The organism is Streptomyces sp. enrichment culture, from assembly GCF_964273145.1.
Lineage (GTDB): Bacteria > Actinomycetota > Actinomycetes > Streptomycetales > Streptomycetaceae > Streptomyces.
The window spans coordinates 1,140,403-1,163,870 of the sequence record NZ_OZ186873.1; the positions used below are offsets into that span (position 1 = coordinate 1,140,403).

Consider the following 23,468-nt stretch of genomic DNA (forward strand, 5'->3'; position numbering starts at 1 on the left):
GATGGGCTCAGCCCCTCAGAGGCTGAGACTCGACGTCACTTGTTGATGCAGGTGTTACCGAAGGCGGGGTTCAGCAGCCCGATCACGGAGACCGTGTTGCCGCAGACGTTCACCGGAACGTGCACGGGCACCTGCACGACGTTGCCGGACACGACACCCGGGGAGTTCACGGCGGCACCCTGAGCACCGGAGTCGGCGACGGCCATGCCCGCGCCGGTGAGAACCAGGCCACCCGTGGCGACCGCAGCAGCGACGACCTTCTTGATCATCATTCCTCCTAGTTGGCAATGCGATCCAAAGTGCGGATCACATGACGAGTAACGAGGAGGGAGTAATGGAGCTACGAGCTGATGGGCACATTCACCCGTTCCCAGTTGGCGTAGTACGCGCGATCGAATAACGGAGTCTCGTTTCAGCGGGCAAACCGGGACGCATCACTTCCGGACGCGGCGCCCTCAGGACGCGTCGATGAACCGGTCGAGCACGCGCACGCCGAACTTCAGCCCCTCCACGGGCACCCGCTCGTCGACGCCGTGGAACATGCCCGCGAAGTCCAGCTCCGGCGGCAGCTTCAGCGGCGCGAAGCCGAAGCAGCGGATGCCGAGGTCGTCGAAGGACTTGGCGTCGGTGCCGCCGGAGAGCATGTACGGCACCGCCCGCGCGATCGGGTCCTCGGCGCGCAGGGCGCTCTGCATGGCGTCGACGAGGCGGCCGTCGAAGCCGGTCTCCAGCGCCTTGTCGGCGTGCACGTCCTCGCGCTTCACGCGCGGGCCGAGGATCCGGTCGAGGTCGGCGAGGAACTCCTCCTCGTAGCCGGGCAGGAAGCGCCCGTCGACGTGGGCGGTGGCCTGGCCGGGGATGACGTTGACCTTGTAGCCGGCGCCGAGCATGGTGGGCGCCGCCGAGTTGCGCAGGGTGGTGCCGATCATGCGGGCGATGCCGCCGAGCTTGGCGAGGGTCTCGTCCATGTTCTCGGGGTCGAGTTCGGTGCCGAGCGCGTCGGACAGCTCGTCCAGGAAGGCCCGTACGGTCTTGGTGACGCGCACCGGCCACGTGTGGCGGCCGAGCCGCGCGACGGCGTCGCACAGCTCCGTGATCGCGTTGTCGTCGTTGGTCATCGAGCCGTGGCCGGCCGTGCCGTCGACGGTGAGCCGCATCCAGTGCATGCCCTTCTCGGCGGTCTCGACGAGGTACAGGCGCAGCTTCTCGTTGACGGTGAAGGAGAACCCGCCGACCTCGCCGATCGCCTCGCTGACGCCCTCGAAGAGCTCGGGGTGCCGGTGGACCAGGTGCTTGGCGCCGTACGTGCCGCCCGCCTCCTCGTCCGCGAGGAACGCCAGCACGATGTCGCGGGGCGGCTTGCGCCCGCTGCGCAGCCGGTCCCGGACGACCGCGAGCGTCATCGCGTCCATGTCCTTCATGTCGACGGCCCCGCGCCCCCACACGCAGCCGTCGGCGATCTCGCCGGAGAAGGGGTGGTGGGTCCAGTCGTCCGCATTGGCGGGGACGACGTCGGTGTGGCCGTGGATGAGCAGGGCGGGCCGGGACGGGTCCTCCCCCTCGATCCGGGCCACCGTGGAGGCGCGCCCGGGATGGGACTCGAAGATCTGCGGTTCGAGTCCGACCTCGGCGAGCTTCTCGGCGACGTACTCCGCCGCCTTGCGCTCGCCCGGACCCGAGTGGTCGCCGTAGTTGCTGGTGTCGATCCGGATCAGCTCGCGGCAGAGGTCCACGACCTCGTCCTCGCCGGTGACGCCCTCGGCCGTGCCCGTCTCGCTCACGTGCTTCCTCCCGCTGTCACTGCTGGTGGTCACTGCTGGTGGGTCCCCCTCATCCTCCTCCTCCCGCCGGTGCCGCCCAAGAGGGGTCCCGGCTCGTCACACGCCGTTCACGCCGGACGGGGGGTGATCGGGGCACTCCGAAAGCCTGGTAATGTTTACGTCGTCGCCGCGGGGAACACCCCGAACGACAGACACCTTGTCCGGGTGGCGGAATGGCAGACGCGCTAGCTTGAGGTGCTAGTGCCCTTTATCGGGCGTGGGGGTTCAAGTCCCCCCTCGGACACCACCGAAGGCCCCTGCGTCGCAGGGGCCTTCCGCGTGTCCGGGTGCCGGCCGTGAGCGGGCACAATGGCGGGCATGACCACGCGTTCCTGCCCGTGCGGACTGCCCGGGGCGTACGAGAAGTGCTGCGGCCGCCATCACGCCGGTGCGGCGGCGCCGACCGCCGAGGCGCTGATGCGGTCGCGCTACAGCGCGTTCGTGGAACGCGACGAGGCGTACCTGCTGCGCACCTGGCACCCCCGGACGCGCCCGGCGCGGGTGGACTTCGACCCGGGGATGCGGTGGACCGGGCTGGAGATCCTGGAGACGAGCGGCGGGTCGGCGTTCCACACCACCGGGACGGTGACCTTCCGCGCCTCGTTCCGGGGCGGCGCGCTGCACGAGCGCAGCCGGTTCGAGCGGGTCGACGGGGCCTGGGTGTACGTCGACGGGGATTTCCTGGAGTAGACGGGGACCTCCCGGGGCAGGGGGCGAAGCGGCCCCGGGTCAGGGGGCCAGGACGTCCAGTTCCCGCAGCGCCCCCACGGTGATCTCCCGGGTGAGCTCCTCCGCGCGGGCGGCGTCGCCCTCGCGCACCGCCTCCGCGACCTTCACATGGAGGGTGACGGCGGCGGGGGCGGGGTCGTGGAACATCACGTCGTGGTGCGTGCGGCCGGCGAGCACCTCGGCGACGACGTCCCCGAGGCGGGCGAACATCTCGTTGCCGGAGGCGTCGAGGATCACGCGGTGGAAGGCCACGTCGTGGAAGAGGTACTGCTCCAGCCGGTGGCCGCGTGAGTTGGCGACCATGCCGAGGGCGCACTCGGTCAGCTCCGCGCACTGCTCCGCCGTGGCGTTGCGCGCCGCGAGGCCGGCGGCGACCGGCTCGACCGCGGAGCGGAGCACGGTCAGGGAGCGGAGCTGGTGCGGGCGGTCGGCGCCGGCCAGGCGCCAGCGGATGACCTGCGGGTCGTAGACGTTCCACTCGGCCTTGGGGCGGACGGTCACACCCACGCGGCGGCGCGACTCGACCAGGTGCATCGACTCCAGGACGCGGACGGCCTCGCGCATCACGGAGCGCGACACCTCGAAACGCTGCGCCAGCTCGTCCGTACGCAGGACGCTGCCCGGGGGGTACTCGCCCGCCGTGATCTCGGGGCCGAGGGTGTCCAGTACGTGGCCGTGCAGCCCCCGGCCCGTGGTGCTCATGCACTCAGCGTACGGGGTGGATCACAGAACCAAAAAATCAGACTTATATGTCACAGGGTCTTGAATTCGTCGTACCTAATGGGTTTCAGTTGCCCCGACATCACGTGTCGACGAAGACAGCAGACAGCGAGAGCACGATGCATCAACCGCGCACCCCCCACGTCGTCGTGGTCATGGGCGTCGCGGGCACGGGCAAGACCACCATCGGTCCTCTGCTCGCGGCCCGGCTCGGCGTCCCCTACGCCGAGGGCGACGACTTCCACCCGCCCGCCAACATCGCCAAGATGTCGGCCGGCACCCCGCTCACCGACGAGGACCGGTGGCCGTGGCTGGACGCCATCGGCGCCTGGGCGCGCGGGCGGGCGGGGCTCGGCGGGGTGGTGAGCAGTTCGGCGCTGAAGCGGTCGTACCGCGACCGGCTGCGGGCCGCGGCCCCCGGTCTCGTCTTCGTCCACCTCACCGGCAGCCGCGAGCTGATCGAGGACCGGATGTCGCACCGGCAGGGGCACTTCATGCCGACGGCCCTGCTCGACTCCCAGTTCGCCACGCTCCAGCCCCTCCAGCCGGACGAGGCGGGCGTCGCCGTGGACGTCGCGGGCAGCCCCGAGGAGATCACCGAGCGTGCGGCGCGGGCCCTGAGGGACCTTCCCGAACCCACCCGGTAACCTCCGCGCCTCCCGGGGCCGCGCCCTCACCGGCGTCCGCGGCCCCGCCATCCCCCGAACCCCCTCACCTCAAGGGAACCACCGTGACCAGACTCAGCGTCGAGATGCTGGCAGCGGGGACCGCCGAGCCCATCACCTCGGCCGGCCACGCCCAGCTGGGCGTGGCCGTGCTGTCGGGCATCGCCGTCATCGTCCTGCTCATCACCAAGTTCAAGCTGCACGCCTTTCTCGCGCTGACCATCGGGTCACTGGCGCTCGGCGCGTTCGCCGGGGCGCCGCTCGACAAGGTGATCACCAGCTTCACCAACGGCCTCGGTTCGACCGTCGCCGGTGTGGGCGTCCTGATCGCCCTCGGTGCGATCCTGGGCAAGATGCTCGCCGACTCCGGCGGCGCGGACCAGATCGTGGACACGATCCTCGCCAAGGCGGGCAAGCGGTCGATGCCCTGGGCGATGGTGCTGATCGCCTCCGTCGTCGGTCTGCCGCTGTTCTTCGAGGTCGGCATCGTGCTGCTGATCCCGGTGGTGCTGATGGTCGCCAGGCGCGGCAACTTCTCCCTGATACGCATCGGCGTCCCCGCGCTCGCGGGCCTGTCCGTGATGCACGGCCTGGTCCCGCCGCACCCCGGCCCGCTGGTCGCGATCGACGCGGTCAAGGCCGACCTGGGCGTCACCCTGGCGCTCGGCGTGCTGGTCGCCGTCCCGACGGTGATCATCGCCGGTCCGGTGTTCTCGAAGTTCGCGGCCCGCTGGGTGGACGTCCCCGCCTCCGACCGCATGATCCCGCAGCGCGCCTCCGAGACCCTGGAGCGGCGACCCGGCTTCGGCGCCACCCTGGCCACCGTCCTGCTGCCGGTCGTCCTGATGCTCGCCAAGGCGCTGGTCGACATCATCGTCGACGCCCCGGACCACCTGGTCCAGCGCGTCTTCGACGTCGTCGGCTCCCCGCTGATCGCGCTGCTCGCCGCGGTGATCGTCGGCATGTTCACGCTGGGCGTGCCCGCCGGGTTCGGCAAGGAGCGCCTGTCGCAGCTGGTCGAGAAGGGGCTCGCGCCCATCGCGGGCGTCCTGCTGATCGTGGGTGCGGGCGGCGGTTTCAAGCAGACGCTCGTCGACTCCGGCGTGGGCCGGATGATCCTGGAGATCTCCGACGACTGGTCGATCCCGGCACTGCTGCTGGCCTGGCTGATCGCGGTGGCGATCCGGCTCGCGACCGGTTCGGCGACCGTGGCGACCGTCTCGGCGGCCGGCCTGGTGGCGCCGCTGGCGGCCGACATGTCCACCACGCACGCCGCCCTGCTGGTCCTGGCGATCGGTGCCGGCTCGCTGTTCTTCAGCCACGTCAACGACGCCGGTTTCTGGCTGGTGAAGGAGTACTTCGGCCTGAACGTGGGCCAGACCGTCAAGACCTGGTCGCTCATGGAGACGATCATCTCCGTGGTGGCCGGCGCACTGGTCCTGCTGTTGTCCTTGATCATCTAGGGCCTGGCATCACCCTCCCGTCGCCGCCCGCAGGACGGTCCCGCGGCGCCGGGCGCGTGCTCCGGGGGTCCCCCCGGCCCTCGTACGGGATGCGCCCGGGCCGGGGCCCGGTGCGGCGGGAGGCGCACGGCGTCACGGGGCGGACGGAGTCCGACGACGGGGCCCGGGGCGGCGCCTCGCGGACACGCCGGTCCGCCACGAGGGGCGGCCCAGCGGGACGGTGGAACGGTCCCGCTGGGCCGCCCCCTCTTCCTCCTGCCCGCGGTCGTCGTCGGACCGCCCTTCCGGGGGGCGCGGGGTGTCAGGCCCTGCCGAGCGCACTGGCGCGGGCGGCGCGGAAGGCGGCGCGGGCGTCGCGGCCGGGATACGACCAGGGCTGGGAGGTGGGACGGTCGCCGATGCGGTGGAACAGGGCGGCGGCCTCGGCGCTCCGCCCCTCGCAGAACTTGGCGTGGGCGAGGAAATTGAGGTCGACCAGCCGGCGCGGGTGGCCGTCCTGCTCCCACTCCAGCCACCAGTCGAAGGCCGCCTTCATCACCAGCCGGGCCCGGCGGCCCGCCCAGTGGCCCGAGGCGGCCGGGTCGGCGGGCTCGTGCCCGGTGGCGGCCAGTACGCGGTAGCGCTCGGCGTGTGCGATCACCGGCAGGATCGCCAGCGGAGAGTCGGCGGGTGCCCGTTCGGCGGCCCAGGCGGCGAACTCGTAGACCTCGTGCAGCGGGTCCGGGCCGGCGTCGGCGCGGCGTTCGGCGAGCCGGGCGACCATCAGGTGGTGGGCGTGGTGGTGGTCGGCGTACCGTCCGCGCACCTCCTCGAAGGCGCGCACGGCATCCCACTCCTCCCCCCGTTCGCACTCCAGCATCAGCAGCCCGAGCCAGGGCGTCGGATCGGCGGGGACCCGCCCGGCGGCGTTCCGGCACGCCTCGCGGGCGCGTTCGGGTTCCTCCTCGCCGCGCAGGGCGCGCCGGACCAGGGCCAGGGCGAGCAGGACCGCGGCGTCGGCGGACTCGGGCTCGGCGAGCAGCCACTCGCGGGTCCGGGCGGCGCAGCAGGGCTCCCCGGCCAGGACGGTCACCCGGTGGCCGCGCCGGTCCCAGTCGTCCCCGGTGCGGGCGAGCAGGGAGCGGGCGGAGCGCCATCGCCCCCGGGCGAGCGCGGTGCGGGTGGCGACGAGGTCGGCGTCGTCGAGAGCCTCGTCGAGGACCTGGGCCGCGCGTCCGCGGCCGCGGCCGAGGGGAGGCGGGGGTGGGGGCACCGCGGGACTTCCTCACGCGCTGTTTCGGGGCGTCGGCCACCGAACCCTCAGGAGCCGATCGATCACGCACAGCAAATCGTTAGCCAAGGCTTGGCGTCAAGGTCCCGGATGGCGTTATACGGTTCAACTACCCTTGCTTTACGGGTACTTGAGATATCCAGCGCGCCGTCCGGCCCCCATTGTGGCCTGCGTCATGGCGTCACGTGTTCCGCCCCCGCACCATGACACTGCGGTCACACCCCCACCGGGCACGGCGACGGCGCGGCCGGCCGCCCCGCGACGCACACCCGAGGCCCGCCCGACGATCGAGGTACGCAGCGTGTCGGTCCTGGTTCCCGCCCTCGCCCTGAGCGCCGCGTGCTGTCTCGGCTTCGGTTTCGTCCTCCAGCAGGACGCCGCCCGGCGGGCCCCGCCCGGCGACTTCCTCTCCCCGCGCCTGCTGCTGGACCTCATGCGGGTGCCGCGCTGGCTGGGCGGCACCGCGCTGGTGGCGGCCGGCATGGCGCTGGGCGCGGCCGCGCTGGGCCGGGGCGAGCTGTCCCTGGTGGAACCGCTGCTGGCGACGAACCTGCTCTTCGCGCTCGCGCTCTCCCGCCGGCGCACCCGACAGCCGCTGGGCCGGCAGGGCTGGGCGGGTCTCGTCCTGCTCGCGGGCGGCGTGACCGCGTTCGTCGTGGCGGGTGAGCCGCGCGGCGGGACCGCGGCGACCGACCCGCTCCGGCACTGGCTGATCATCGGCCCGACGACGGGACTCGCCCTGCTCCTCACGGCCTGCGCCAAGCGCTCGCGCACGGCCTCCGCCCCGGTCCTGCTGGCCCTGGCGGCCGGCCTGCTGTACGGCGTCCAGGACGCCCTGACCCGGGTCAGCGGCGACCGCTTCTCGGCCGGGGGCCCGGCCCATCTGCTGGCCTCCTGGCAGCCGTACGCCGTCCTGCTCATCGGCGTCACCGCGATGATCCTCGTGCAGAGCGCGTTCGAGACCGCGCCCCTGCGCATGTCGCTGCCCGCGCTGACCGCGGCCCAGCCGCTCGCCGGCATCGCCTGCGGGGTCGGCTTCCTCGGCGACCGGCTGCGCACCGACGCGGACGCCCTCACCTGGGAGGCATGCGGGCTGGCGGCCGTCGTCACCGGCATCGTCCTGCTGGGCCTGCACCCGGCGATGCCCCGGGGGACGGCACACCGGCGGCCGGCGCGGGACCTCCAGCCCCGCTGACCACCGCCGCGGGCCCCTGCTTGGATGGACCCATGAACGCTGCCGACGAGATCCTCGACATCGTCGACGACAACGACCGGGTCGTCGGGCGGGCCCCGCGCGGCGAGGTGTACGCGCGCGGTCTGCGCCACCGCTGCGTCTTCGTCCTGGCCCGGGACGCCCGAGGCCGCGTCTTCGTCCACCGCCGCACCGCGACCAAGCTGGTCTTCCCCTCCCTGTACGACATGTTCGTCGGCGGTGTGGTGGGCGCGGGCGAGTCCTACGACGAGGCGGCTCTGCGCGAGGCCGAGGAGGAACTGGGCGTGTCCGGGCTGCCGCGGCCCGCGCACCTGTTCACCTTCCTGTACGACGACGGCGCCGGGCGGAGCTGGTGGTCGGCGGTGTACGAGGTCCGCTGCGAGGCGCCGGTGCGGCCGCAGGCCGAAGAGGTGGCCTGGTACGACTTCCTCCCCGAGGAGGAGGTCGAGCGCAGGCTGGACCAGTGGGAGTGGGTGCCGGACGGACGGGCGGCGTACGAGAGGCTGCGGGCGTACCGGGGATGACGGGTGGGCCGGTCACGCCTCCCCGGTCCCTCCGGGCGGAGAGGAACCCCGGCACCCGCCCCAGCCGATAGGGTCGTGAACGTGATCGAATTCGCACGGACCGTCCGGCTGTGGTTCGCGCCCGGGGAGATCCGCCGCGAGGGCAGCACGCCCGACTACCGTTTCTCGCTGGCGAACGAGCGCACCTTCCTGGCCTGGCTGCGCACCGCGCTCGCACTGGTCGGCGGCGGCTTCGCCGTCGACCAGTTCCTGCCGGGCCTGCGCTGGGGCTGGCGCGTCGGCCTCGCCCTGTCGCTGCTCGCCGCCGGTGCGCTGTGCGCCCTGCGCGCGGTCAACCACTGGGTCCGCTGCGAGCGCGCCATGCGCCGGGGCGAGGACCTGCCGGTGTCGCGGTTCCCGGTCCTGCTCGGCGTCGTGATCGCCGTCGTGGCCGTCGCCATGGTCGCCGTGGTCCTCCTCGGGTGGGAGGGGTGACGCCCGCGGCCGCCCCGGACCGCGACCCCGGTCTCCAGCCCGAGCGCACCCGCCTCGCCTGGCGCCGTACGACCCTGTCGGCCACCGCGGCCGCCGTCCTCGCCGCCAGGACCGCCCTGCACGCCGACGCCTCACCCGCCGCGGTCGTCGCCGCCGTCCTGTGCTGCGTCCTCTGGCCGGCCTTCCTCGTCCTCGCCCACCACCGCATCCGCGCCCTCGCGTCGGCGGCGGGCCCCCCGGCGCTCCCCCCGGCGCACGCCACCGCCGCGGCCCTGGGCACGGTGGCGACGGCCGTGTGCGGGGCGGTCCTCGTGCTCCGAGTGCCCTGAGCGCCCCGAGTGCTCCGGGCCGACGTCCCGACGAACACCGGGGCCACCGGGACGGCCACCGGCAGCGGCCCCTCCCCCGTCCGGCAGTTCTCCGCCGCCCCGGCCGGGGGCTGCCGTCCGGTCGTGGCGCCGATCACGTTCCGTCCGGGCACTGGACGGCATACCGACCGGTCGGCATCATGAGCGAGTACCGTCCACCCGCCGCGGACCCCCGCAGGCCCGGCAGGACCCGTAGGAGCGACGATGAGCCCCGACCACTCGCCCGGACTCGACCTCGACCGGCTGCGCGGCCTGCTCGACCGCGAGCGTCCCGGTCTGGTGGGCGGCCCGCTGTCCGGCCGGCTGATCGAGGGCGGGCGCTCCAACCTCACGTACGCGGTCTCCGACGGCACGGCGAGGTGGGTGGTGCGGCGCCCGCCACTCGGCCACGTCCTGGCCACCGCGCACGACATGCGGCGCGAACACCGGGTGATCAGCGCTCTGCACCCGACGGACGTGCCGGTGCCGCGCCCGGTGCTGCTGTGCGAGGACGAGGAGGTGATCGGGGCGCCCTTCTACGTCATGCAGTTCGTCGAGGGCACCCCGTACCGCACGGCCGCCCAGCTCGCCCCGCTCGGTCCGGACCGCACCCGGGACACCGTGCTGAACCTGGTGGACACGCTCGTCGGGCTGCACGCCGTGGACCCCGCCGAGGCGGGCCTGGCGGACTTCGGCCGCCCGGAGGGCTTCCTGGACCGGCAGCTGCGCCGCTGGGCCAAGCAGCTGGCCGCCTCCCGCACGCGCGACCTGCCCGGCATCGACGAGCTGCACGCCACGCTCGGCCGGGAGCTGCCCCGCTCCCCCGCCCCGGCCGTGGTGCACGGCGACTACCGGCTGGACAACGTGCTGATCGGCGCGGACGACCGGATCACGGCGATCCTCGACTGGGAGATGTCGACGCTCGGCGATCCGCTGACCGACCTGGGCCTGCTGGTGATGTACAGCTCGCCGCTCGGCCTGCCCGACTCCCCCGTCTCCACCACCGCCGAGGCCCCCGGGCACCCGTCCCCCACCGAGCTGATCGAGCGGTACGCCGCGCGCTCGGGACGGGATGTCCGGGCCGTCTCCTGGTACACGGCGTTCGCCTGGTTCAAGCTGGCCGTGATCCTGGAGGGCATCCACTACCGCTACACGCGGGGCCAGACCGTGGGCCGCGGCTTCGACCGCATCGGCGACCTCGTCCCCGTCTTCATCGAGCACGGCCTGACCACTCTTCACCAGGGCCTCCAGGAGGGCTGATCGCATGGACTTCGCGTTCGACGCGCGCACCGAGGAACTGCGCGCCAGGCTCCTCGCCTTCATGGACGAGCACGTCCACCCGGCCGAGGCCGTCGCCCACGAGCAGCGGACACGGCTGGCGTCGCCCTGGGACACCCCGCCGGTCGTCGAGGAGCTGAAGGCCGAGGCCCGCCGCCAGGGCCTGTGGAACCTCTTCCTCCCCGACGCCGAGCACGGCGCCGGCCTGACCAACCTCCAGTACGCGCCGCTCGCGGAGATCACCGGCCGCAGCCCGCAGCTCGCGCCGACCGCGACGAACTGCGCCGCGCCGGACACCGGCAACATGGAGGTCCTCGCCCAGTTCGGCGACGAGCGGCAGAAGAAGCAGTGGCTCCAGCCGCTGCTGAACGGGGAGATCCGCTCCGCGTTCGCGATGACCGAGCCCGAGGTGGCCTCCTCCGACGCCACGAACATCACCACGCGCATCGAACGGGACGGCGACGAGTACGTCGTCACCGGCCGCAAGTGGTACATCTCCGGCGCGATGAACCCGGACTGCAAGATCTTCATCGTGATGGGCAAGACGGACCCGGACGGGGCCGACATCCGCCGCCAGCAGTCCATGGTCCTGGTCCCACGCGACACCCCCGGCGTCACCGTCCGGCGGGCGATGCAGGTCTTCGGGTACGAGGACCACTGGCACGGCGGCCACGCCGAGGTGGTCTTCGACCACGCGCGCGTGCCGGTGTCGAACCTGATCGGCGAGGAGGGCGGCGGCTTCGCCATCGCCCAGGCCCGGCTGGGCCCCGGCCGCATCCACCACTGCATGCGGCTGATCGGCATGGCCGAGCGGGCGATCGAGCTGATGTGCCGGCGGGCGGTGTCCCGTACCGCGTTCGGCAAGGCGCTGGCGCAGCAGGGCGTGGTGCAGAACTGGATCGCGGACGCGCGGGTGGCGGTCGAGCAGCTGCGCCTGCTGGTGCTGAAGACGGCCTGGATGATGGACACCGTCGGCAACAAGGGCGCCCACACCGAGATCCAGGCCATCAAGATCGCCACGCCGCGCACGGTGGTGGGCATCCTGGACCGGGCGATCCAGCTGCACGGCGCGGGCGGTGTCAGCCAGGACTTCCCGCTGGCCGAGCTGTACGCCGGGGCCCGCACGCTGATGCTCGCCGACGGCCCGGACGAGGTGCACCAGCGGTCACTGGCGCGGCGGGAGCTGAGGAAGCACCTCCCGTAGCCCCCGTGGCTCGGCGGGCTCAGTAGCCGCCGGAGTAGTGGTGGTCCGCGCGGGCCAGTGCGCGGACGAAGGAGACGAGGCGGAGCCGGAGCGGTGGCCTGCGGTGCACGCGCGGTGGTCTGCGGTTCATGCGTCCAGCGTGGACCGCGGCCCGTCCAGCGGTCCAACAGATGATTTCGCTGGGGACCATCTCTAGAGTAGATGGATGGAGTTGCGCCAGCTCCGCCACTTCATGGCGGTCGTCACCGAGGGCGGCTTCACCGCCGCCGCCCGTGCCGAACTCATCGTCCAGTCGGCGCTCAGCACCTCGATCCGGAATCTGGAGCGGGAGCTGGGCGCCGACCTGTTCGACCGCACGGGCCGCCGGGTGGTGCTCACGGAGGCGGGCCGTGCGCTGCTGCCGCAGGCCCGTGCGCTGCTGGCCGGTGCCCAGGCCGCGCGGGACGCGGTCGCGGCCGTGGCGGACCTGGCCGCGGGCCGGGTGGCCATCGGCACCATCCAGACGCTGACCTGCGTGGACCTGCCCGCCGAGCTGGCCGCGTTCCACCGCCGGTTCCCCGGCGTCCAGGTCTCCGTGCGGGACGCGCCGGTCGGCGAGCTGACCGAGGAGCTGCGCGCGGGCGAGCTGGACCTGGCGTATCTCGCGCCGGACGCGCGGGAGCTGCCCGAGGGGCTGACCGCGTACGCCGCCTGGCACGAGGAACTGGTACTGATCACCGCGCCGGGCCACCCGCTGGCCGGGGCGGGCCGGACCCTCGTCAGGGACCTCGCCGAGGAGCCGTTCGTCGACTTCCGCGCGGGCACCGGCCTGGAGACGGCGGTGCGGCGCCTGGCCGCCCACTGCGGCCTGGAGCGCCGCATCACCTGTGACGTCACCCAGATCGGGCTGCTGGTGGATCTGGTGCGCGCCGGGATCGGGGTGGCGTTCGTGCCGCGGCGGATCGGCGAGCGGGCGGGGCTGCCGTGCGTGGAGGTCCGGCAGCCGGAGCCGGCCCGCACGGTCGTCCTGGCCGGGCGCGGGCCGCGGCCGCGCAATCCCGCGGCGGCGGCCCTGCTCGATCACCTCACGGGCGCAGGGCCCGCAGCAGCAGGTCCGCCAGGTGGTCGGCCACTTCCCGCGGGGTGAGCGGGCCGTCGGGGCGGTACCAGGTGGACAGGTGGTGGACGGAGCCGAAGTGGTAGTCCACCACGAGGTCGGCGGGGGTCGCCGCGGAGAAGACGCCGGTCCGCTGGCCCTCCTCGACCAGCGCGCGGAAGCGCTCGTGGTAGCGGCGGCGCTCGGCGCGTACCTGCTTGTTCTTCTCGGGGCTGAGGTGGTGCATGGAGCGGAAGAAGATCGACGCGTCGTCGAGGTTCTCGATGGTGGTGACCACGACGTCGGCCGCCGCGTCCCGCAGCCGCTTCTCCACCGGCTCGTCGGCGTCCGCGAAGGTGTCCAGGCGTTCCTGCTGGAGGCGCAGCACGCGCGCGTACACCTCGTGCAGGAGGTCGTCCTTGGAGCCGAAGTAGTGGTAGAGCGCCCCCTTGGTGACGCCGGCCGCCTCGACGATCTCCTGCACCGAGGTGCGGTCGTAGCCCTGCTCGGCGAAGAGCCGGGTGGCGGCGGCCAGGAGCCGCTGCGGCACCGGTGTCCCGTCACCGTCCGTCGTCCTGGGCACTGCCGCCACCTGCCTTCCTGTCCGTTCCGCTGCTGGTTCGCGCTGCTAGGGCCTCTCGTTCGGATCATGCCGGGCTCGCGGGGCCTGGTGCCGTGCCCCGCCGCGTTGTCGTCGGTTGCCATGGCTCCGCCATGGCGCCCTCCTCCGCCTTGCGATGCACGGCACCGGGTCCCGCTCCCTGATCCGACCTGATCCCAAACGAAAGACCCTAGTCGCCGTACGACCGGGAACGCAGTTCCCGACGGAGGATCTTCCCACTCGCCGTCTTCGGCAGGTCGGGCAGGATCTCCACCTGGCGCGGGTACTTGTAGGCGGCCAGTCTCTCCTTGCAGTACGCGGCGAGCTCGCCGGGGTCCGCCTCGGCGCCCGGGCGCAGGCTGATGTACGCCTTGACGGTCTCGCCCCGGTACCCGTCGGGCACGCCGACGACGGCGGCCTCGCGCACCGCCGGATGGGTGTGGAGCACGTCCTCGACCTCGCGCGGCCAGACCTTGAAGCCGGAGGCGTTGATCATGTCCTTCTTGCGGTCGACGACGTAGAGCCAGCCCCGCTCGTCCATGAAGCCGATGTCGCCGGTGCGCAGTTCGCCGCCGGGGAAGGTCTCGGCGGTGGCGTCGGGGCGGCGCCAGTAGCCGGGCACGACCTGCGGCCCGCCGACGACGATCTCGCCCTGCTCCCCGAAGGGCACCTCCCGCCCCTGGTCGTCGACGATCCGCACGACGGTCTCCGGGCCGGGCAGGCCGACGGCGAGGGTCCCCGACGCCGGATCGACGGGCGCCTCCAGGTGGGGCGGGACGGAGGCGCAGGGGGCGGTGCACTCGGTGAGGCCGTAGCCGTTGCGGATGTACGGCCCGAAGCCGGCCCGGAACCTCTCCACCAGGGCGGGCGGCAGCGGGGCGCCGCCGGAGGAGATGGCGGCGAAGGACGCGAAGTGCTCGCGGGTGGCGGACGGGTGGGCGGCCAGCGCCATGAAGGCGGTGGAGGGGCCGACCGTGTAGTGGGGGCGGTGCTCGGCGAAGGCGTCCAGGACGACGCCGGCCTCGAAGCGGTAGGCGAGGACGAGGGTGCCCGCGCTGTTCAGGCAGGCGCCGAACTGGCAGACCATGCCGGTGATGTGGAACAGGGGGGCGAGGGCGAAGTAGACCGGGGCCTCGGGCAGGGCGAGCCCGGTCCGCTGCCGCTCGGCGTTGTACATGATGTTGCGGTGGGTGTTGGTGGCGCCCTTGGGGGTGCCGCTGGTACCGGAGGTGTAGCTGATGAGGGCGATGTCGTCCGGACCCGGCGCGCGGTCCTCGGGGGCGGGCCGGCCCGCGCGGGCGACGGCGGTCAGGTCGTCGGCGTCGGCGGCCCGCGGGAGCCGTTCGAAGGTGAGCACGCGCGCGTCGGCGCGCGTCTGGAAGTCCAGCTCGCAGGCGGTGAGCACGGTCCGCACCGGGGTGCCGGCGGCCGTCTCGCGCAGGTACGACTCCCAGGCCCGGTCGGAGCAGATCAGCGCCGACACCTCGCCGTCGCGCAGGACGTGGCCCACCTCCCCCGACTTGTACATGGGGTTGACGGGGACGACGACCGCGCCCGCCTTCCAGGCGCCGAGGACGGCGAGCACGAAGTGCGGGGAGTTCTGGAGCAGGACGGCGACCCGGTCGCCGCGCCGCAGGCCGCGGGCGGCGAGGTGCCCGGCGACGGAGTCGCTCAGCTCGTCCGTCTCGCGGTAGCTCAGACGGCCGTCGAAGTAGGCGAGGAAGGTGCGGTCGGGAGCCTCGGCGACGGCCCGGCGCAGGGCGTGCACGAGCGAGTCGGCGGGGCTGACGGGGGCCTTCTGCGCGTCGGTGAGGAGGGCCAGCCAGGGCTTGGCGGCGTAACGGGAGGCGGTCATCGGGCACTCGCCTCCTCCCACTGCCGCTGGAGCCGGTTCATGCCGCGCAGCCAGCGTTCGGGCTCGGCGGCGCGGGCGCGGTAGTACGCGGCGACCTCGGGGTGCGGCAGGATCAGGAAGCGGTCCTCCTCGATGCCCCGGAACAGGGCGTCCGCCACGTCCTCGGGGTCGATCGCGGTCGGCCGGAGCACCAGTTCCCCCGCGCTGCCGCTGGCGGTGAGCATGTCGGTGCGCACGCCCTGCGGGCAGATGGCGTGGACCTTCACGCCGCGGTGGCGGTACGTCAGGGACAGCCACTCGGCGAAGGCGTGGGCGCCGTGCTTGGTGACGCTGTAGGGGGCGGCGCCGATCATGGTGAGCAGCCCGGCGGCGGAGACGGTGGAGACGAACCGGCCGCCGCCGCGCTCCAGCCAGTGCGGGAGCAGCCGGTGGGCCGCGCGGACGTGGGCCATGACGTTGACGTCCCAGGCGAGCGCCCAGACGGCCTCGCCGGCCGCCTCCGAACCGCCGCCGGCGACACCGGCGTTGGCGCAGTAGACGTCGACGGTGCCGCCGAGCGCCGCGCGGGCCTCGTCGACGATCGCCGAGGCGTCGCCGGGGACCGCGATGCCGCCGATCTCGTCGGCGACGGCCTCGGCCCTCCGCGCGTCCAGGTCGTTGACGACCACCCGGGCGCCCTCGGCGGCGAAGCGGCGGGCCAGCGCGGCGCCGATGCCGCCTCCCGCCCCGGTGACGACCACTCCGGCATCCTGCACGGCTTCCACCATCGGTCTCCTTCGACGCGACGCGAGTCATCGGCTCTGCTGCCACGACAGACTAACCAGTCGGTATGTAAGGGGGAAGGGGTGTCCGCCACGGGGTTCCCCGTGGAGGTCGGGCGACGTCTCCCGCGGTGTGGCGCGGTCGGCCTCGTTCCGCGCGGCCCGGTCGGGCGCTAGCGTGCGTGGGCATGTCAGCCGCCGCGCTCCCGGAGGTCACCGCATGAAGCTGTCCAGACGGACCCTGCTCGCCACCACGGCCGCGGTGGCGGCCGGCACCGGAACCGGTACCGCCCAGGCGGCCCCCGCGGGCGGCAAGCGGCTGCGCACCGGTTTCGAGCGGCTGGCCGCCGACGGCTACGCCCTACTGGAGGGGCAGCGGGTCGGCGTCGTCACCAATCCGACCGGGGTCACCGACGGGGGAACGCGGCACATCGTCGACGTGATGCACGCCGACGACCGCGTCGACCTGGTCGCCGTCTTCGGCCCCGAGCACGGTTTCCGCGGCACCGCGCAGGCGGGCGGTTCCGAGGGCCGTCACGACGACCCGGCCACCGGTCTGCCCGTCTACGACACGTACCTCAAGAGCGGGCAGCCGCTCGCGGACGTCTTCACCGCGTCCGGCGTGGACACCGTCGTCTTCGACATCCAGGACGTGGGCGCCCGCTTCTACACCTACATCTGGACCCTGTACGACTGCATGGAGGCGGCGCGGCTGGCGGGCAAGCGGTTCGTGGTCCTGGACCGGCCCAACCCGGTGAGCGGGCGGGCGGCGCTGGGCCCGGTGCTGCACAAGGAGTTCGCGACCTTCGTCGGGCGGCAGCCGATCGCACAGGCGCACGGCATGACGGTCGCGGAGCTGGCGCGGCTGTTCAACGGGGAGTTCCTCGCGGCGCCGGTACCGCTTCGGACCGTGCGCATGTCGGGGTGGAAGCGGTCGGACTTCCACGACGCCTCGGGGCTTCCCTGGGTGCCGCCGAGCCCGAACATGCCGACGCCCGACACCGCGCTGGTGTACCCGGGGACCTGCCTGTTCGAGGGCACGAACCTGTCCGAGGGGCGGGGCACGACCCGGCCGTTCGAACTGCTGGGCGCGGAGGGGATCGACGGCCGGTGGGCACGGGCGGTGAACGAGCTGCGCCTGCCCGGCGTGCGGTTCCGGGAGGCGTACTTCGCGCCGGTCTTCTCCAAGTTCCAGGGGAGGACCGTCGGGGGTGTGCAGCTCCATGTGCACGACCGGGCGGCGTTCGATCCCGTGCGCACCGGGATCGCGCTGCTGGTGACCGCGAAGCGCGCGTGGGACGGCTTCGCCTGGCGGCCGGACCACTGGATCGACAAGCTGACCGGCTCCGCGCGCGTGCGCACGATGATCGACGCGGGGGCGGACACCGACGCGGTGGTGGGCGCCTGGCAGGAGGAGCTGGCGGCGTTCCGGCGGGTGCGGGCGCAGTACCTGCTGTACCGGTGAGCGCGGTGCCGGGCGGGCGCCGGGGCGCCGGCGCCCGCCCGGCGCGCGGTCAGCGGCGGGAGGTGAGCCCGACGGCCTGCCGGCGGGTCGTCCGGTTCCGCCAGCCGGTCCCGTCGTGTCCGGTGCCGCCCGGGGCACGGCGGACGATCGGGCCGGCGCACCACCGGTTCCCGGCCGCGCGGCAATCGTCGCCGGGGTAGACCTGGGCGGCCGTCTTCGCCGCCGCCTCCTTCGCGGTGCCGAGCAGCACGTCCCGGCGGGACCCGCACCGGTTCGCCGGGCACCGCCCCGATGTCCTGGTCGGCATGGCCCCACCAGCCGTACCGGAAGGCGCTGCCGCCGTGCGCGCCGGCCGGGCCGTGCGCGGCGGACGGGGCTCGCCGACCGGCAGGCCGCTGGTGAACGCCGTTTCCGCGGTTTTTGCCGTTTTCGCCGTTCCCCCCGTGTCCGTCGCCACCGCCGGGGAAAGCGGTGACACAGGAGCGGCCGTCGGGACGCATACCGACGCGGCCTTCAGGAACCCGGGGATTCCGCGAGGAGTTCTCAGTCCGTCGGGGGTGGTGCGCGGCGTGCGTCGCGGCATGGCGGCTCCTCCCGGCAGGGTGCGCCGGACGCTACCGCCGGTACCCCCGAGATCGAAGATGAGCATGCGTCACTTTTCGGAGTCAGTACAACAGGCACACGGTTCGCGTCGGCCGGCGCGCGGGCACCTCGGCCGGCTTATGGGGGCCATCGGAAAACGGATGGAGCCGAATCGCGTGTCGACACGTCTACTCGGCGACGTCCGTACGACGACGCCGCATGACCGGAATACACAGGTGCAAGTGTGACGGAGGTGCAGGGCGATGGCCGGTTTCCGGAGTCTGGCAAGACAGGTCCGCGATCCACGGTGTGATCTGGCGCTGCGGCGCTACTCGCTGCGCAAGTGCCTTGAGCGGTTCGCCCCTTACGGGCACAGGGCGACCTGGGACCACTTGTGCTCCCGGTGGGGGTTCGATCCGGAGGACAGGTCACCGGATCCGGCGCGGCTGGTGGCCGCGATGGACGAGCTGGAGGAGGCGCGAACGGTCTGGCTGGCCTACGAGGTGGAGTTCGCCAGGCGCCGCAAGAGGGAGAAGCACGACGGGTTGCGCAGGCCGGGCAGCGTGGACGACTGGCACCGGCTGACCTGGGGCGGCTTCGGCGTGGCGTGGTGCGACGACCCGCGGGTCCATCCCCGTGAGCCGCTGGCCGAGGTACTGCGCCGGCTGATCGCGGCCCTGCGGCGCGAACCGGGGGCGGTCTGCCCGGTGTGCGAGGGCGAGCGGCTCGTGTGGAGGTACGGCCTGGCGCACGAGCCCTCGGCGGGACCGGTCTGCGCGGACTGCGGCATCCTGGTCCCGCGGCCCGTCCTCACCCCCGAGGCGCTGGCGGACGCCAGGCGGGGACGGCAGTTGGTGCCGGCCTGAGCGATGGCCGGCGGCGTGCGCGACGGGGCGCGGCCCGCGGACGCCCGCAGGGGCGCGCCGGGACGCCGCGCCCCTGCGGGAGGCGGCCGTGCGTCCGGGGCACGGGCGCCGAGGTCCGCCGCGGGCCCGGTCGCCGGTGCGGTCCGGCATCCTCGAAGGCATGGTGCAGGTGTGTCTCAACGGCGGCCGGACGGCCGCCGACGGCGTGCGGGTGCCGCTGTCGCCGGAGGCGATGGCCGAGTCGGCGGCCGAGGCCGTGGCGGCCGGCGCCACGGACGTCCACGTCCATCCCAAGACCCCGTGCGGGAAGGACAGTCTGTCGCCTCGCGTGGTCGCGGCGACGCTGGAGGCGATACGGGCGCGGGTGCGGGTGCCGGTCGGCGTGACCACGGGCGCCTGGGCGGCACCGGACCCGGCGGCGCGGCTGGAGCGTGTCCGGGCGTGGACCGTCCTGCCCGACCACGCCTCGGTCAACTGGCACGAGCCGGGGGCCGAGGAACTCGCCGCCGCCCTGATCGAGCGCGGGATCGGCGTGGAGGCCGGCATCTGGTCCGGCACGGACGGCGCGGCCCGCTTCGCGGCCTCTGCGCTCGGTCCCCGAGTGCTGCGCGTGCTCGCGGAGGTCACGGACACCGTCCCGGCGACCGCGGAGGCGTCCGCGCGGGCACTGCTGGCCGAGATCGGCACCGCGCACGGGCGTCCCGTCCTGCTGCACGGCGAGGACGGCGGTGCCTGGCCGGTGCTGCGGCTGGCGGGGAGACGGGGCCTGGCGACCCGCATCGGCCTGGAGGACACGCTTCTCCTGCCCGACGGCCGGCGGGCGGAGTCGAACGCGCGGCTGGTCGCGGCGGGTCTGACCGAGTGGCGCTCCGCACGTGGACGCCGGCGCTGACGCGCCGTTCACCCCGTTCGCCGGTGTGCCGCTCGCACCGGCCCCCTCGCACCACCGCCCGGCCCCCGTCCGCGCACGCCCGGAAACGCGCCGCGCCGGCGCGGGAACCGCGCGCCACGATCCGGCGCCGGCCCATCCCTCACGGCCGTCCGCGGGCCGGAACCGCGCGGCGGGGCGCGACGGGGCCGCCCGGGCGTACGGGCGCCCGGGTGACCGGGCGCGCGGCGGACCCCGCGCACCGGCCGTGACGCGCCCGGCCGTTCAGGCGCCGGATCCGCCGCGCTTGCGGGCGGCGGCACCGGTCCGTTCCACCATCAGGCGGGAGCCGGCGCCCCGTTCGCCGAAGACGTCGCCCGGGTTGGACAGCACGCAGGTGTCCAGGGACAGGCAGCCGCAGCCGATGCAGTCGGTGAGGTGGTCGCGCAGCCGGTTCAACTGCTGGATGCGCTGGTCCAGTTCGGAACGCCAGATCTCGGAGAGGCGGGCCCAGTCCTCCCGGGTGGGCGTGCGCTCCTCGGGCAGCTCGGCGAGCACCTCGCGGATGGTGGCGAGCGGTATGCCGACCCGCTGCGAGGCACGGATGAAGGCGACCCGGCGCAGGGTGTCACGGCTGTAGCGGCGCTGGTTGCCCGTGGTGCGGCGGCTGGTGATCAGACCCTTGGACTCGTAGAAGTGCAGGGCGGAGACGGCGGCGCCGCTGCGCGCGGCGAGCTGGCCGACCGTGAGCTCGTGGATCTTCTCTGGAATCTGGGGCACTCTTCGAACCCTACCGACTCCCCCCTCCCCTTCCGTTGACACCGCCCGTACGACCGGAGCATGCTAAGCAGTCGCTTAGAGTAGGCGGCGCGAGACCGACACGAGCACCACAACCCAGGGCATCACGACCCTGCGACGCGGGAGGCCGGGACATGGCAGAGCCGAGGATCTTCACCTCCGCCGACGACCTGAGGGCGGCGGTGGGCGAGCGGCTGGGGCACACCGACTGGCTGGAGGTCGACCAGAAGCGGATCGACCTGTTCGCGGAGGCGACCGGTGACCACCAGTGGATCCACGTCGACCCGGAGAGGGCCGCCCAGGGCCCCTTCGGGACCACCATCGCCCACGGCTACCTGACCCTCTCCCTGCTGCCGCTCTTCGGACCGCAGCTGATCCGGGTCGAGGGCGTGAAGATGGGCGTCAACTACGGCACCAACAAGGTCCGTTTCCCTTCCCCCGTGCCGGTCGGCTCGCGGCTGCGCGCCACCGCGACGATCACGGGGGTGGACGACGTGCAGGGCGGCGTCCAGGTGACCGTCGCCTTCACCGTGGAGCGCGAGGGCGGCGAGAAGCCGGTGTGCGTGGCGGAGTCCGTCTCGCGCTACTACCTCTGAGCGGCGGCACCGGGCACCACCCGGCCGGCGGCGCCGGACGCTACCCCCGAGCGGTCCCGGGCCGCTTCGCCCCCACCATCCGCAGCACGAGGTCGGCGTAGAGCGCGCCGACCTCGTCGGGCGTCCGGGGGCCGTTGACGTTGAACCAGCGGGCGACGTCGATGCACAGCGACAGCACGGCGAGCGTGGTGCCCCGCACGTCCGCCACGTCGAACTCGCCCGACGCCACACCGTCCTCGATGATGCCCCGCACCTCGGCGTCGACCTGGCGGCGCAGCGCGAGGATCTCGGCGCGGGCGTCCGGCCCGAGCGCGTCCAGTTCGTACTGGACCACGCGCGCGGTGGTGCGCCGCCCCGCGTGCCAGCGGACGAAGGAGCTCACCGCGTCGGCGAGCCGCTCGGCGGCGCCGCCCTCGCCGCGGGCGGCCGTGCGCAGGATGTCCAGCGCCTTGTCGTGGCCGATCCGGCTGATGCGGTGGAGCAGCTCTTCCTTGGTCTTGTAGTGGATGTAGAGCGCGGCCGGGCTCATCCCGGCGCGGCCCGCGATGTCGCGGGTCGTCGTCGCGTGGTAGCCGCGCTCGGCGAAGGCCTCCACGGCGGCGACCAGCAGCCGCCGGGCCGCGTCCGGGGTGACCTCGCCCCACGGCTCGGTGTCGCCGCCCGCCGTCTCCTGCGCCGTACTCATCGCTCGCTACGCCCCTCTCGGTGACAGGAGCTCCACCATACCGCCGAGGGTGAGCGGGCGCTTAGCGCGCCCGCCCCGGGCGGCTCACAGCTTTTCGAAGGGGTCGTGCTCGGCGAGGAGCTTCTCCAGCCTCGCCTGGTCGACGCGGCTGACGATCTGCCCGGCCTCCTGCCGGTCGCGGACGACCTTGGCGAGGGTGAAGGCGGACGTGACGAGGTAGAGGACGGCGACGGCCAGGAAGGCGCGCACCCAGGCGTCCGTCCGCAGGTTGAAGATGCCGAGGGCGGTCGCGGCGAGGGCGACCGCGAAGGACGCGACGGCCTGGCCGTAGAAGGCGGCCGTGCTCTGCTGCTTGACCGGTGTGTCGCTCATGGGGACAAGGGTCGGCGGATGCGGCCGGGGCCGCATCCGCCGGGGTACTCAGGTCGCGTACTCAGGGCCGGGGGCGCCTAGAACGCCGACACGCCCGTCAGCGCGCGTCCGATGACGAGTTTCTGGATCTGGCTGGTGCCCTCGTAGAGGGTCATCACACGGGCGTCGCGCAGCAGCTTGCCCGCCGGGTACTCGTCGATGTAGCCGTAGCCGCCGAAGACCTGGAGGGCGTTGTTGGCGGCGCGGACGGCGGCCTCGGAGGCGAACAGCTTGGCCTTGGAGGACTCCACGGCGAAGGGCTGCCCGCGGTCGATGAGGTCGGCGACCCGCCAGGTCAGCAGCCGGGCCGCGTCCACGTCGACGGCGATGTCGCTGATCAGTTCCTGGACGAGCTGGTGGCGGGCGATGGCCTTCCCGAACTGCTCCCGCTCCCCGGCGTACTTCACGGCCGCGTCCAGAGCCGCCTGGGCTATGCCGACGCAGCCCGCCGCGACCGACATCCGCCCCTTGGCGAGGGCCGACATGGCGACCGGGAAGCCCTTGCCCTCCGGCGCCATCATCGCGGAGGCGGGGACGCGCACGTCCTGCAGCACCAGCTCGGCGGTGGCCTGGCCGCGCAGGCCGAGCTTGCCGTGGACGGTGCGGCGGGTCAGGCCGGGGGTGTCGGCGGGGACGAGGAAGGCGGAGACGCCCTTGTGGCCGGGGGCGTCGGTGGAGCGGGCGAAGAGCAGCACCACGTCGGCCCAGGTGCCGTTGGTGATGAACATCTTGGTGCCGTTGATGACGTAGTCGCCGCCGTCGCGCACCGCGCGGGTGGACAGGTTGCCGGCGTCGGAGCCGGTGCCCGGCTCGGTCAGGCCGAAGCAGCCGACGTACTCGCCGGAGGTGAGCCCCGGCAGCCAGCGCCGCTTCTGCTCCTCGCTCCCCCAGGCGGCGATGGTCTTGGCGACCAGGCCGAGGGAGACGGAGACGATGCCGCGCACGGAGGAGTCCCCGCGGCCGAGCTCCTCCGTCACCAGGCAGTACGCGAGGTGGTCGCCGCCCGAGCCGCCGTACTCCTCGTCGACGGTCAGCCCGAGGAACCCGATCTCGCCCAGCTTCTTCACGATCGAGCGGTCGACCTCCTCGGCGCGGTCCCAGGCGACGACGTGGGGGGCGATCTCCCGCTCGACGAAGTCCCGGGCGAGCTGCCGGACGGCGGCCTGCTCCTCGCTGAGCTCCAGGTTCATGCCGAGTC

At 73.5% G+C, this 23,468-nt stretch carries 26 protein-coding genes and 1 tRNA gene; 15 read left to right on the forward strand and 12 right to left on the reverse strand.

Going from position 1 to position 23,468, the window contains the following annotated elements; genetic code table 11:
* Nucleotides 1-35 precede the first annotated feature (35 nt).
* Both chpH and ACSU6Z_RS05200 read right to left on the reverse strand, forming a co-directional pair.
* Nucleotides 36-269, reverse strand: coding sequence for a chaplin ChpH (chpH, locus tag ACSU6Z_RS05195; protein ID WP_437050184.1), 234 nt, complete (start codon nucleotides 267-269; stop codon nucleotides 36-38).
* Nucleotides 270-455: 186 nt separating this feature from the next.
* Entirely contained in the window at nucleotides 456-1,781 is a 1,326-nt protein-coding gene (locus ACSU6Z_RS05200) for a M20/M25/M40 family metallo-hydrolase (RefSeq protein WP_437050185.1), read from the reverse strand.
* A 198-nt stretch (nucleotides 1,782-1,979) separates the two neighbouring features.
* Here ACSU6Z_RS05200 and ACSU6Z_RS05205 point away from each other — a divergent pair.
* Both ACSU6Z_RS05205 and ACSU6Z_RS05210 read left to right on the forward strand, forming a co-directional pair.
* A tRNA-Leu gene (locus ACSU6Z_RS05205) sits at nucleotides 1,980-2,067 on the forward strand.
* A 71-nt stretch (nucleotides 2,068-2,138) separates the two neighbouring features.
* Entirely contained in the window at nucleotides 2,139-2,510 is a 372-nt protein-coding gene (locus ACSU6Z_RS05210) for a YchJ family protein (RefSeq protein WP_437043300.1), read from the forward strand.
* Between the two features lie 39 nt (nucleotides 2,511-2,549).
* Here ACSU6Z_RS05210 and ACSU6Z_RS05215 read toward each other — a convergent pair whose 3' ends face one another.
* The gene (locus ACSU6Z_RS05215; RefSeq protein ID WP_437043302.1) at nucleotides 2,550-3,251 is read right to left on the reverse strand and encodes a FadR/GntR family transcriptional regulator; all 702 of its coding nucleotides are present in this window, start codon (nucleotides 3,249-3,251) and stop codon (nucleotides 2,550-2,552) included.
* Between the two features lie 137 nt (nucleotides 3,252-3,388).
* Here ACSU6Z_RS05215 and ACSU6Z_RS05220 point away from each other — a divergent pair, with 137 nt between their 5' ends.
* Both ACSU6Z_RS05220 and ACSU6Z_RS05225 read left to right on the forward strand, forming a co-directional pair.
* Nucleotides 3,389-3,916 (forward strand): gluconokinase, encoded by a 528-nt coding sequence (locus ACSU6Z_RS05220; RefSeq protein ID WP_437043305.1) that lies wholly within the window; start codon nucleotides 3,389-3,391, stop codon nucleotides 3,914-3,916.
* A gap of 83 nt (nucleotides 3,917-3,999) precedes the next feature.
* Nucleotides 4,000-5,397, forward strand: a complete 1,398-nt coding sequence (locus ACSU6Z_RS05225; RefSeq protein ID WP_437043307.1) for a gluconate:H+ symporter — start codon at nucleotides 4,000-4,002, stop codon at nucleotides 5,395-5,397.
* Nucleotides 5,398-5,698: 301 nt separating this feature from the next.
* On the opposite strand, the gene ACSU6Z_RS05230 is transcribed toward ACSU6Z_RS05225, so the two are convergent.
* A complete protein-coding gene (locus tag ACSU6Z_RS05230) occupies nucleotides 5,699-6,649 on the reverse strand; it encodes a hypothetical protein (protein ID WP_437043309.1) in 951 nt (316 codons plus the stop codon).
* Between the two features lie 319 nt (nucleotides 6,650-6,968).
* Between ACSU6Z_RS05230 and ACSU6Z_RS05235 the strand changes: the two genes are divergently transcribed.
* From ACSU6Z_RS05235 to ACSU6Z_RS05265, 7 genes are all read left to right on the forward strand, one after another.
* Complete coding sequence (locus ACSU6Z_RS05235; protein WP_437043311.1) at nucleotides 6,969-7,862, forward strand: DMT family transporter; 894 nt, start codon at nucleotides 6,969-6,971, stop codon at nucleotides 7,860-7,862.
* A 32-nt stretch (nucleotides 7,863-7,894) separates the two neighbouring features.
* The gene (locus ACSU6Z_RS05240; protein ID WP_437043313.1) at nucleotides 7,895-8,404 is read left to right on the forward strand and encodes an NUDIX hydrolase; all 510 of its coding nucleotides are present in this window, start codon (nucleotides 7,895-7,897) and stop codon (nucleotides 8,402-8,404) included.
* Nucleotides 8,405-8,485: 81 nt separating this feature from the next.
* Nucleotides 8,486-8,878 carry a YidH family protein gene (locus tag ACSU6Z_RS05245; RefSeq protein WP_437043315.1) on the forward strand — a complete coding sequence of 131 codons (393 nt, stop codon included), beginning with the start codon at nucleotides 8,486-8,488 and terminating at the stop codon, nucleotides 8,876-8,878.
* The gene (locus tag ACSU6Z_RS05250; RefSeq protein WP_437043317.1) at nucleotides 8,875-9,207 is read left to right on the forward strand and encodes a DUF202 domain-containing protein; all 333 of its coding nucleotides are present in this window, start codon (nucleotides 8,875-8,877) and stop codon (nucleotides 9,205-9,207) included. The genes ACSU6Z_RS05245 and ACSU6Z_RS05250 overlap by 4 nt, the downstream gene beginning before the upstream one ends.
* 243 nt (nucleotides 9,208-9,450) lie before the next feature.
* Complete coding sequence (locus tag ACSU6Z_RS05255) at nucleotides 9,451-10,485, forward strand: phosphotransferase family protein (protein WP_437043319.1); 1,035 nt, start codon at nucleotides 9,451-9,453, stop codon at nucleotides 10,483-10,485.
* 4 nt (nucleotides 10,486-10,489) lie between these two features.
* Nucleotides 10,490-11,707, forward strand: a complete 1,218-nt coding sequence (locus ACSU6Z_RS05260; protein ID WP_437043321.1) for an acyl-CoA dehydrogenase family protein — start codon at nucleotides 10,490-10,492, stop codon at nucleotides 11,705-11,707.
* Nucleotides 11,708-11,912: 205 nt separating this feature from the next.
* Nucleotides 11,913-12,833 carry a LysR family transcriptional regulator gene (locus ACSU6Z_RS05265; protein WP_437043323.1) on the forward strand — a complete coding sequence of 307 codons (921 nt, stop codon included), beginning with the start codon at nucleotides 11,913-11,915 and terminating at the stop codon, nucleotides 12,831-12,833.
* On the opposite strand, the gene ACSU6Z_RS05270 is transcribed toward ACSU6Z_RS05265, so the two are convergent.
* The 3 genes from ACSU6Z_RS05270 to ACSU6Z_RS05280 all read right to left on the reverse strand — a co-directional run bounded on the left by ACSU6Z_RS05270 (nucleotide 12,772) and on the right by ACSU6Z_RS05280 (nucleotide 16,005).
* Complete coding sequence (locus ACSU6Z_RS05270) at nucleotides 12,772-13,365, reverse strand: TetR/AcrR family transcriptional regulator (RefSeq protein ID WP_437043325.1); 594 nt, start codon at nucleotides 13,363-13,365, stop codon at nucleotides 12,772-12,774. The genes ACSU6Z_RS05265 and ACSU6Z_RS05270 overlap by 62 nt on opposite strands.
* Before the next feature lie 208 nt (nucleotides 13,366-13,573).
* Nucleotides 13,574-15,238, reverse strand: coding sequence for a class I adenylate-forming enzyme family protein (locus ACSU6Z_RS05275; RefSeq protein ID WP_437043327.1), 1,665 nt, complete (start codon nucleotides 15,236-15,238; stop codon nucleotides 13,574-13,576).
* The gene (locus ACSU6Z_RS05280; protein WP_437043329.1) at nucleotides 15,235-16,005 is read right to left on the reverse strand and encodes an SDR family oxidoreductase; all 771 of its coding nucleotides are present in this window, start codon (nucleotides 16,003-16,005) and stop codon (nucleotides 15,235-15,237) included. Before ACSU6Z_RS05280 ends, ACSU6Z_RS05275 begins: the two co-directional genes overlap by 4 nt.
* A gap of 214 nt (nucleotides 16,006-16,219) precedes the next feature.
* Here ACSU6Z_RS05280 and ACSU6Z_RS05285 point away from each other — a divergent pair, with 214 nt between their 5' ends.
* A complete protein-coding gene (locus ACSU6Z_RS05285) occupies nucleotides 16,220-17,464 on the forward strand; it encodes an exo-beta-N-acetylmuramidase NamZ family protein (RefSeq protein ID WP_437043331.1) in 1,245 nt (414 codons plus the stop codon).
* Nucleotides 17,465-17,513: 49 nt separating this feature from the next.
* On the opposite strand, the gene ACSU6Z_RS05290 is transcribed toward ACSU6Z_RS05285, so the two are convergent.
* A complete protein-coding gene (locus ACSU6Z_RS05290) occupies nucleotides 17,514-17,771 on the reverse strand; it encodes a hypothetical protein (RefSeq protein ID WP_437043333.1) in 258 nt (85 codons plus the stop codon).
* A gap of 538 nt (nucleotides 17,772-18,309) precedes the next feature.
* Here ACSU6Z_RS05290 and ACSU6Z_RS05295 point away from each other — a divergent pair.
* Nucleotides 18,310-18,912, forward strand: a complete 603-nt coding sequence (locus ACSU6Z_RS05295) for a hypothetical protein (protein WP_437043334.1) — start codon at nucleotides 18,310-18,312, stop codon at nucleotides 18,910-18,912.
* A gap of 160 nt (nucleotides 18,913-19,072) precedes the next feature.
* Nucleotides 19,073-19,804: a 3-keto-5-aminohexanoate cleavage protein gene (locus ACSU6Z_RS05300; protein WP_437043336.1), complete on the forward strand. Its 732-nt coding sequence runs from the start codon at nucleotides 19,073-19,075 to the stop codon at nucleotides 19,802-19,804.
* Between the two features lie 261 nt (nucleotides 19,805-20,065).
* Here ACSU6Z_RS05300 and soxR read toward each other — a convergent pair whose 3' ends face one another.
* Entirely contained in the window at nucleotides 20,066-20,560 is a 495-nt protein-coding gene (gene soxR / locus ACSU6Z_RS05305) for a redox-sensitive transcriptional activator SoxR (RefSeq protein WP_437043338.1), read from the reverse strand.
* Between the two features lie 152 nt (nucleotides 20,561-20,712).
* Between soxR and ACSU6Z_RS05310 the strand changes: the two genes are divergently transcribed.
* On the forward strand, nucleotides 20,713-21,174 hold the full coding sequence (locus tag ACSU6Z_RS05310; RefSeq protein ID WP_437043340.1) for a MaoC family dehydratase: 462 nt from the start codon (nucleotides 20,713-20,715) through the stop codon (nucleotides 21,172-21,174).
* A gap of 40 nt (nucleotides 21,175-21,214) precedes the next feature.
* On the opposite strand, the gene ACSU6Z_RS05315 is transcribed toward ACSU6Z_RS05310, so the two are convergent.
* The 3 genes from ACSU6Z_RS05315 to ACSU6Z_RS05325 all read right to left on the reverse strand — a co-directional run bounded on the left by ACSU6Z_RS05315 (nucleotide 21,215) and on the right by ACSU6Z_RS05325 (nucleotide 23,460).
* Entirely contained in the window at nucleotides 21,215-21,859 is a 645-nt protein-coding gene (locus tag ACSU6Z_RS05315; RefSeq protein WP_437043342.1) for a TetR/AcrR family transcriptional regulator, read from the reverse strand.
* 84 nt (nucleotides 21,860-21,943) lie between these two features.
* Nucleotides 21,944-22,231, reverse strand: a complete 288-nt coding sequence (locus tag ACSU6Z_RS05320; RefSeq protein ID WP_437043344.1) for a YiaA/YiaB family inner membrane protein — start codon at nucleotides 22,229-22,231, stop codon at nucleotides 21,944-21,946.
* 77 nt (nucleotides 22,232-22,308) lie between these two features.
* The gene (locus tag ACSU6Z_RS05325) at nucleotides 22,309-23,460 is read right to left on the reverse strand and encodes an acyl-CoA dehydrogenase family protein (protein ID WP_437043346.1); all 1,152 of its coding nucleotides are present in this window, start codon (nucleotides 23,458-23,460) and stop codon (nucleotides 22,309-22,311) included.
* Nucleotides 23,461-23,468 lie beyond the last annotated feature (8 nt).

Coding starts and splice junctions, on each gene's coding strand:
- ACSU6Z_RS05260 (WP_437043321.1), top strand. CDS start 10,490: ATGGACTTCGCGTTCGACGCGCGCACCGAGGAACTGCGCGCCAGGCTC.
- ACSU6Z_RS05280 (WP_437043329.1), bottom strand. CDS start 16,005: ATGGTGGAAGCCGTGCAGGATGCCGGAGTGGTCGTCACCGGGGCGGGA.
- ACSU6Z_RS05310 (WP_437043340.1), top strand. CDS start 20,713: ATGGCAGAGCCGAGGATCTTCACCTCCGCCGACGACCTGAGGGCGGCG.
- chpH (WP_437050184.1), bottom strand. CDS start 269: ATGATCAAGAAGGTCGTCGCTGCTGCGGTCGCCACGGGTGGCCTGGTT.
- ACSU6Z_RS05315 (WP_437043342.1), bottom strand. CDS start 21,859: ATGAGTACGGCGCAGGAGACGGCGGGCGGCGACACCGAGCCGTGGGGC.
- ACSU6Z_RS05255 (WP_437043319.1), top strand. CDS start 9,451: ATGAGCCCCGACCACTCGCCCGGACTCGACCTCGACCGGCTGCGCGGC.
- ACSU6Z_RS05275 (WP_437043327.1), bottom strand. CDS start 15,238: ATGACCGCCTCCCGTTACGCCGCCAAGCCCTGGCTGGCCCTCCTCACC.
- ACSU6Z_RS05285 (WP_437043331.1), top strand. CDS start 16,220: ATGAAGCTGTCCAGACGGACCCTGCTCGCCACCACGGCCGCGGTGGCG.
- ACSU6Z_RS05215 (WP_437043302.1), bottom strand. CDS start 3,251: ATGAGCACCACGGGCCGGGGGCTGCACGGCCACGTACTGGACACCCTC.
- ACSU6Z_RS05295 (WP_437043334.1), top strand. CDS start 18,310: ATGGCCGGTTTCCGGAGTCTGGCAAGACAGGTCCGCGATCCACGGTGT.
- ACSU6Z_RS05320 (WP_437043344.1), bottom strand. CDS start 22,231: ATGAGCGACACACCGGTCAAGCAGCAGAGCACGGCCGCCTTCTACGGC.
- ACSU6Z_RS05300 (WP_437043336.1), top strand. CDS start 19,073: ATGGTGCAGGTGTGTCTCAACGGCGGCCGGACGGCCGCCGACGGCGTG.
- ACSU6Z_RS05210 (WP_437043300.1), top strand. CDS start 2,139: ATGACCACGCGTTCCTGCCCGTGCGGACTGCCCGGGGCGTACGAGAAG.
- ACSU6Z_RS05220 (WP_437043305.1), top strand. CDS start 3,389: ATGCATCAACCGCGCACCCCCCACGTCGTCGTGGTCATGGGCGTCGCG.
- ACSU6Z_RS05240 (WP_437043313.1), top strand. CDS start 7,895: ATGAACGCTGCCGACGAGATCCTCGACATCGTCGACGACAACGACCGG.
- ACSU6Z_RS05290 (WP_437043333.1), bottom strand. CDS start 17,771: ATGCCGACCAGGACATCGGGGCGGTGCCCGGCGAACCGGTGCGGGTCC.
- ACSU6Z_RS05265 (WP_437043323.1), top strand. CDS start 11,913: ATGGAGTTGCGCCAGCTCCGCCACTTCATGGCGGTCGTCACCGAGGGC.
- ACSU6Z_RS05325 (WP_437043346.1), bottom strand. CDS start 23,460: ATGAACCTGGAGCTCAGCGAGGAGCAGGCCGCCGTCCGGCAGCTCGCC.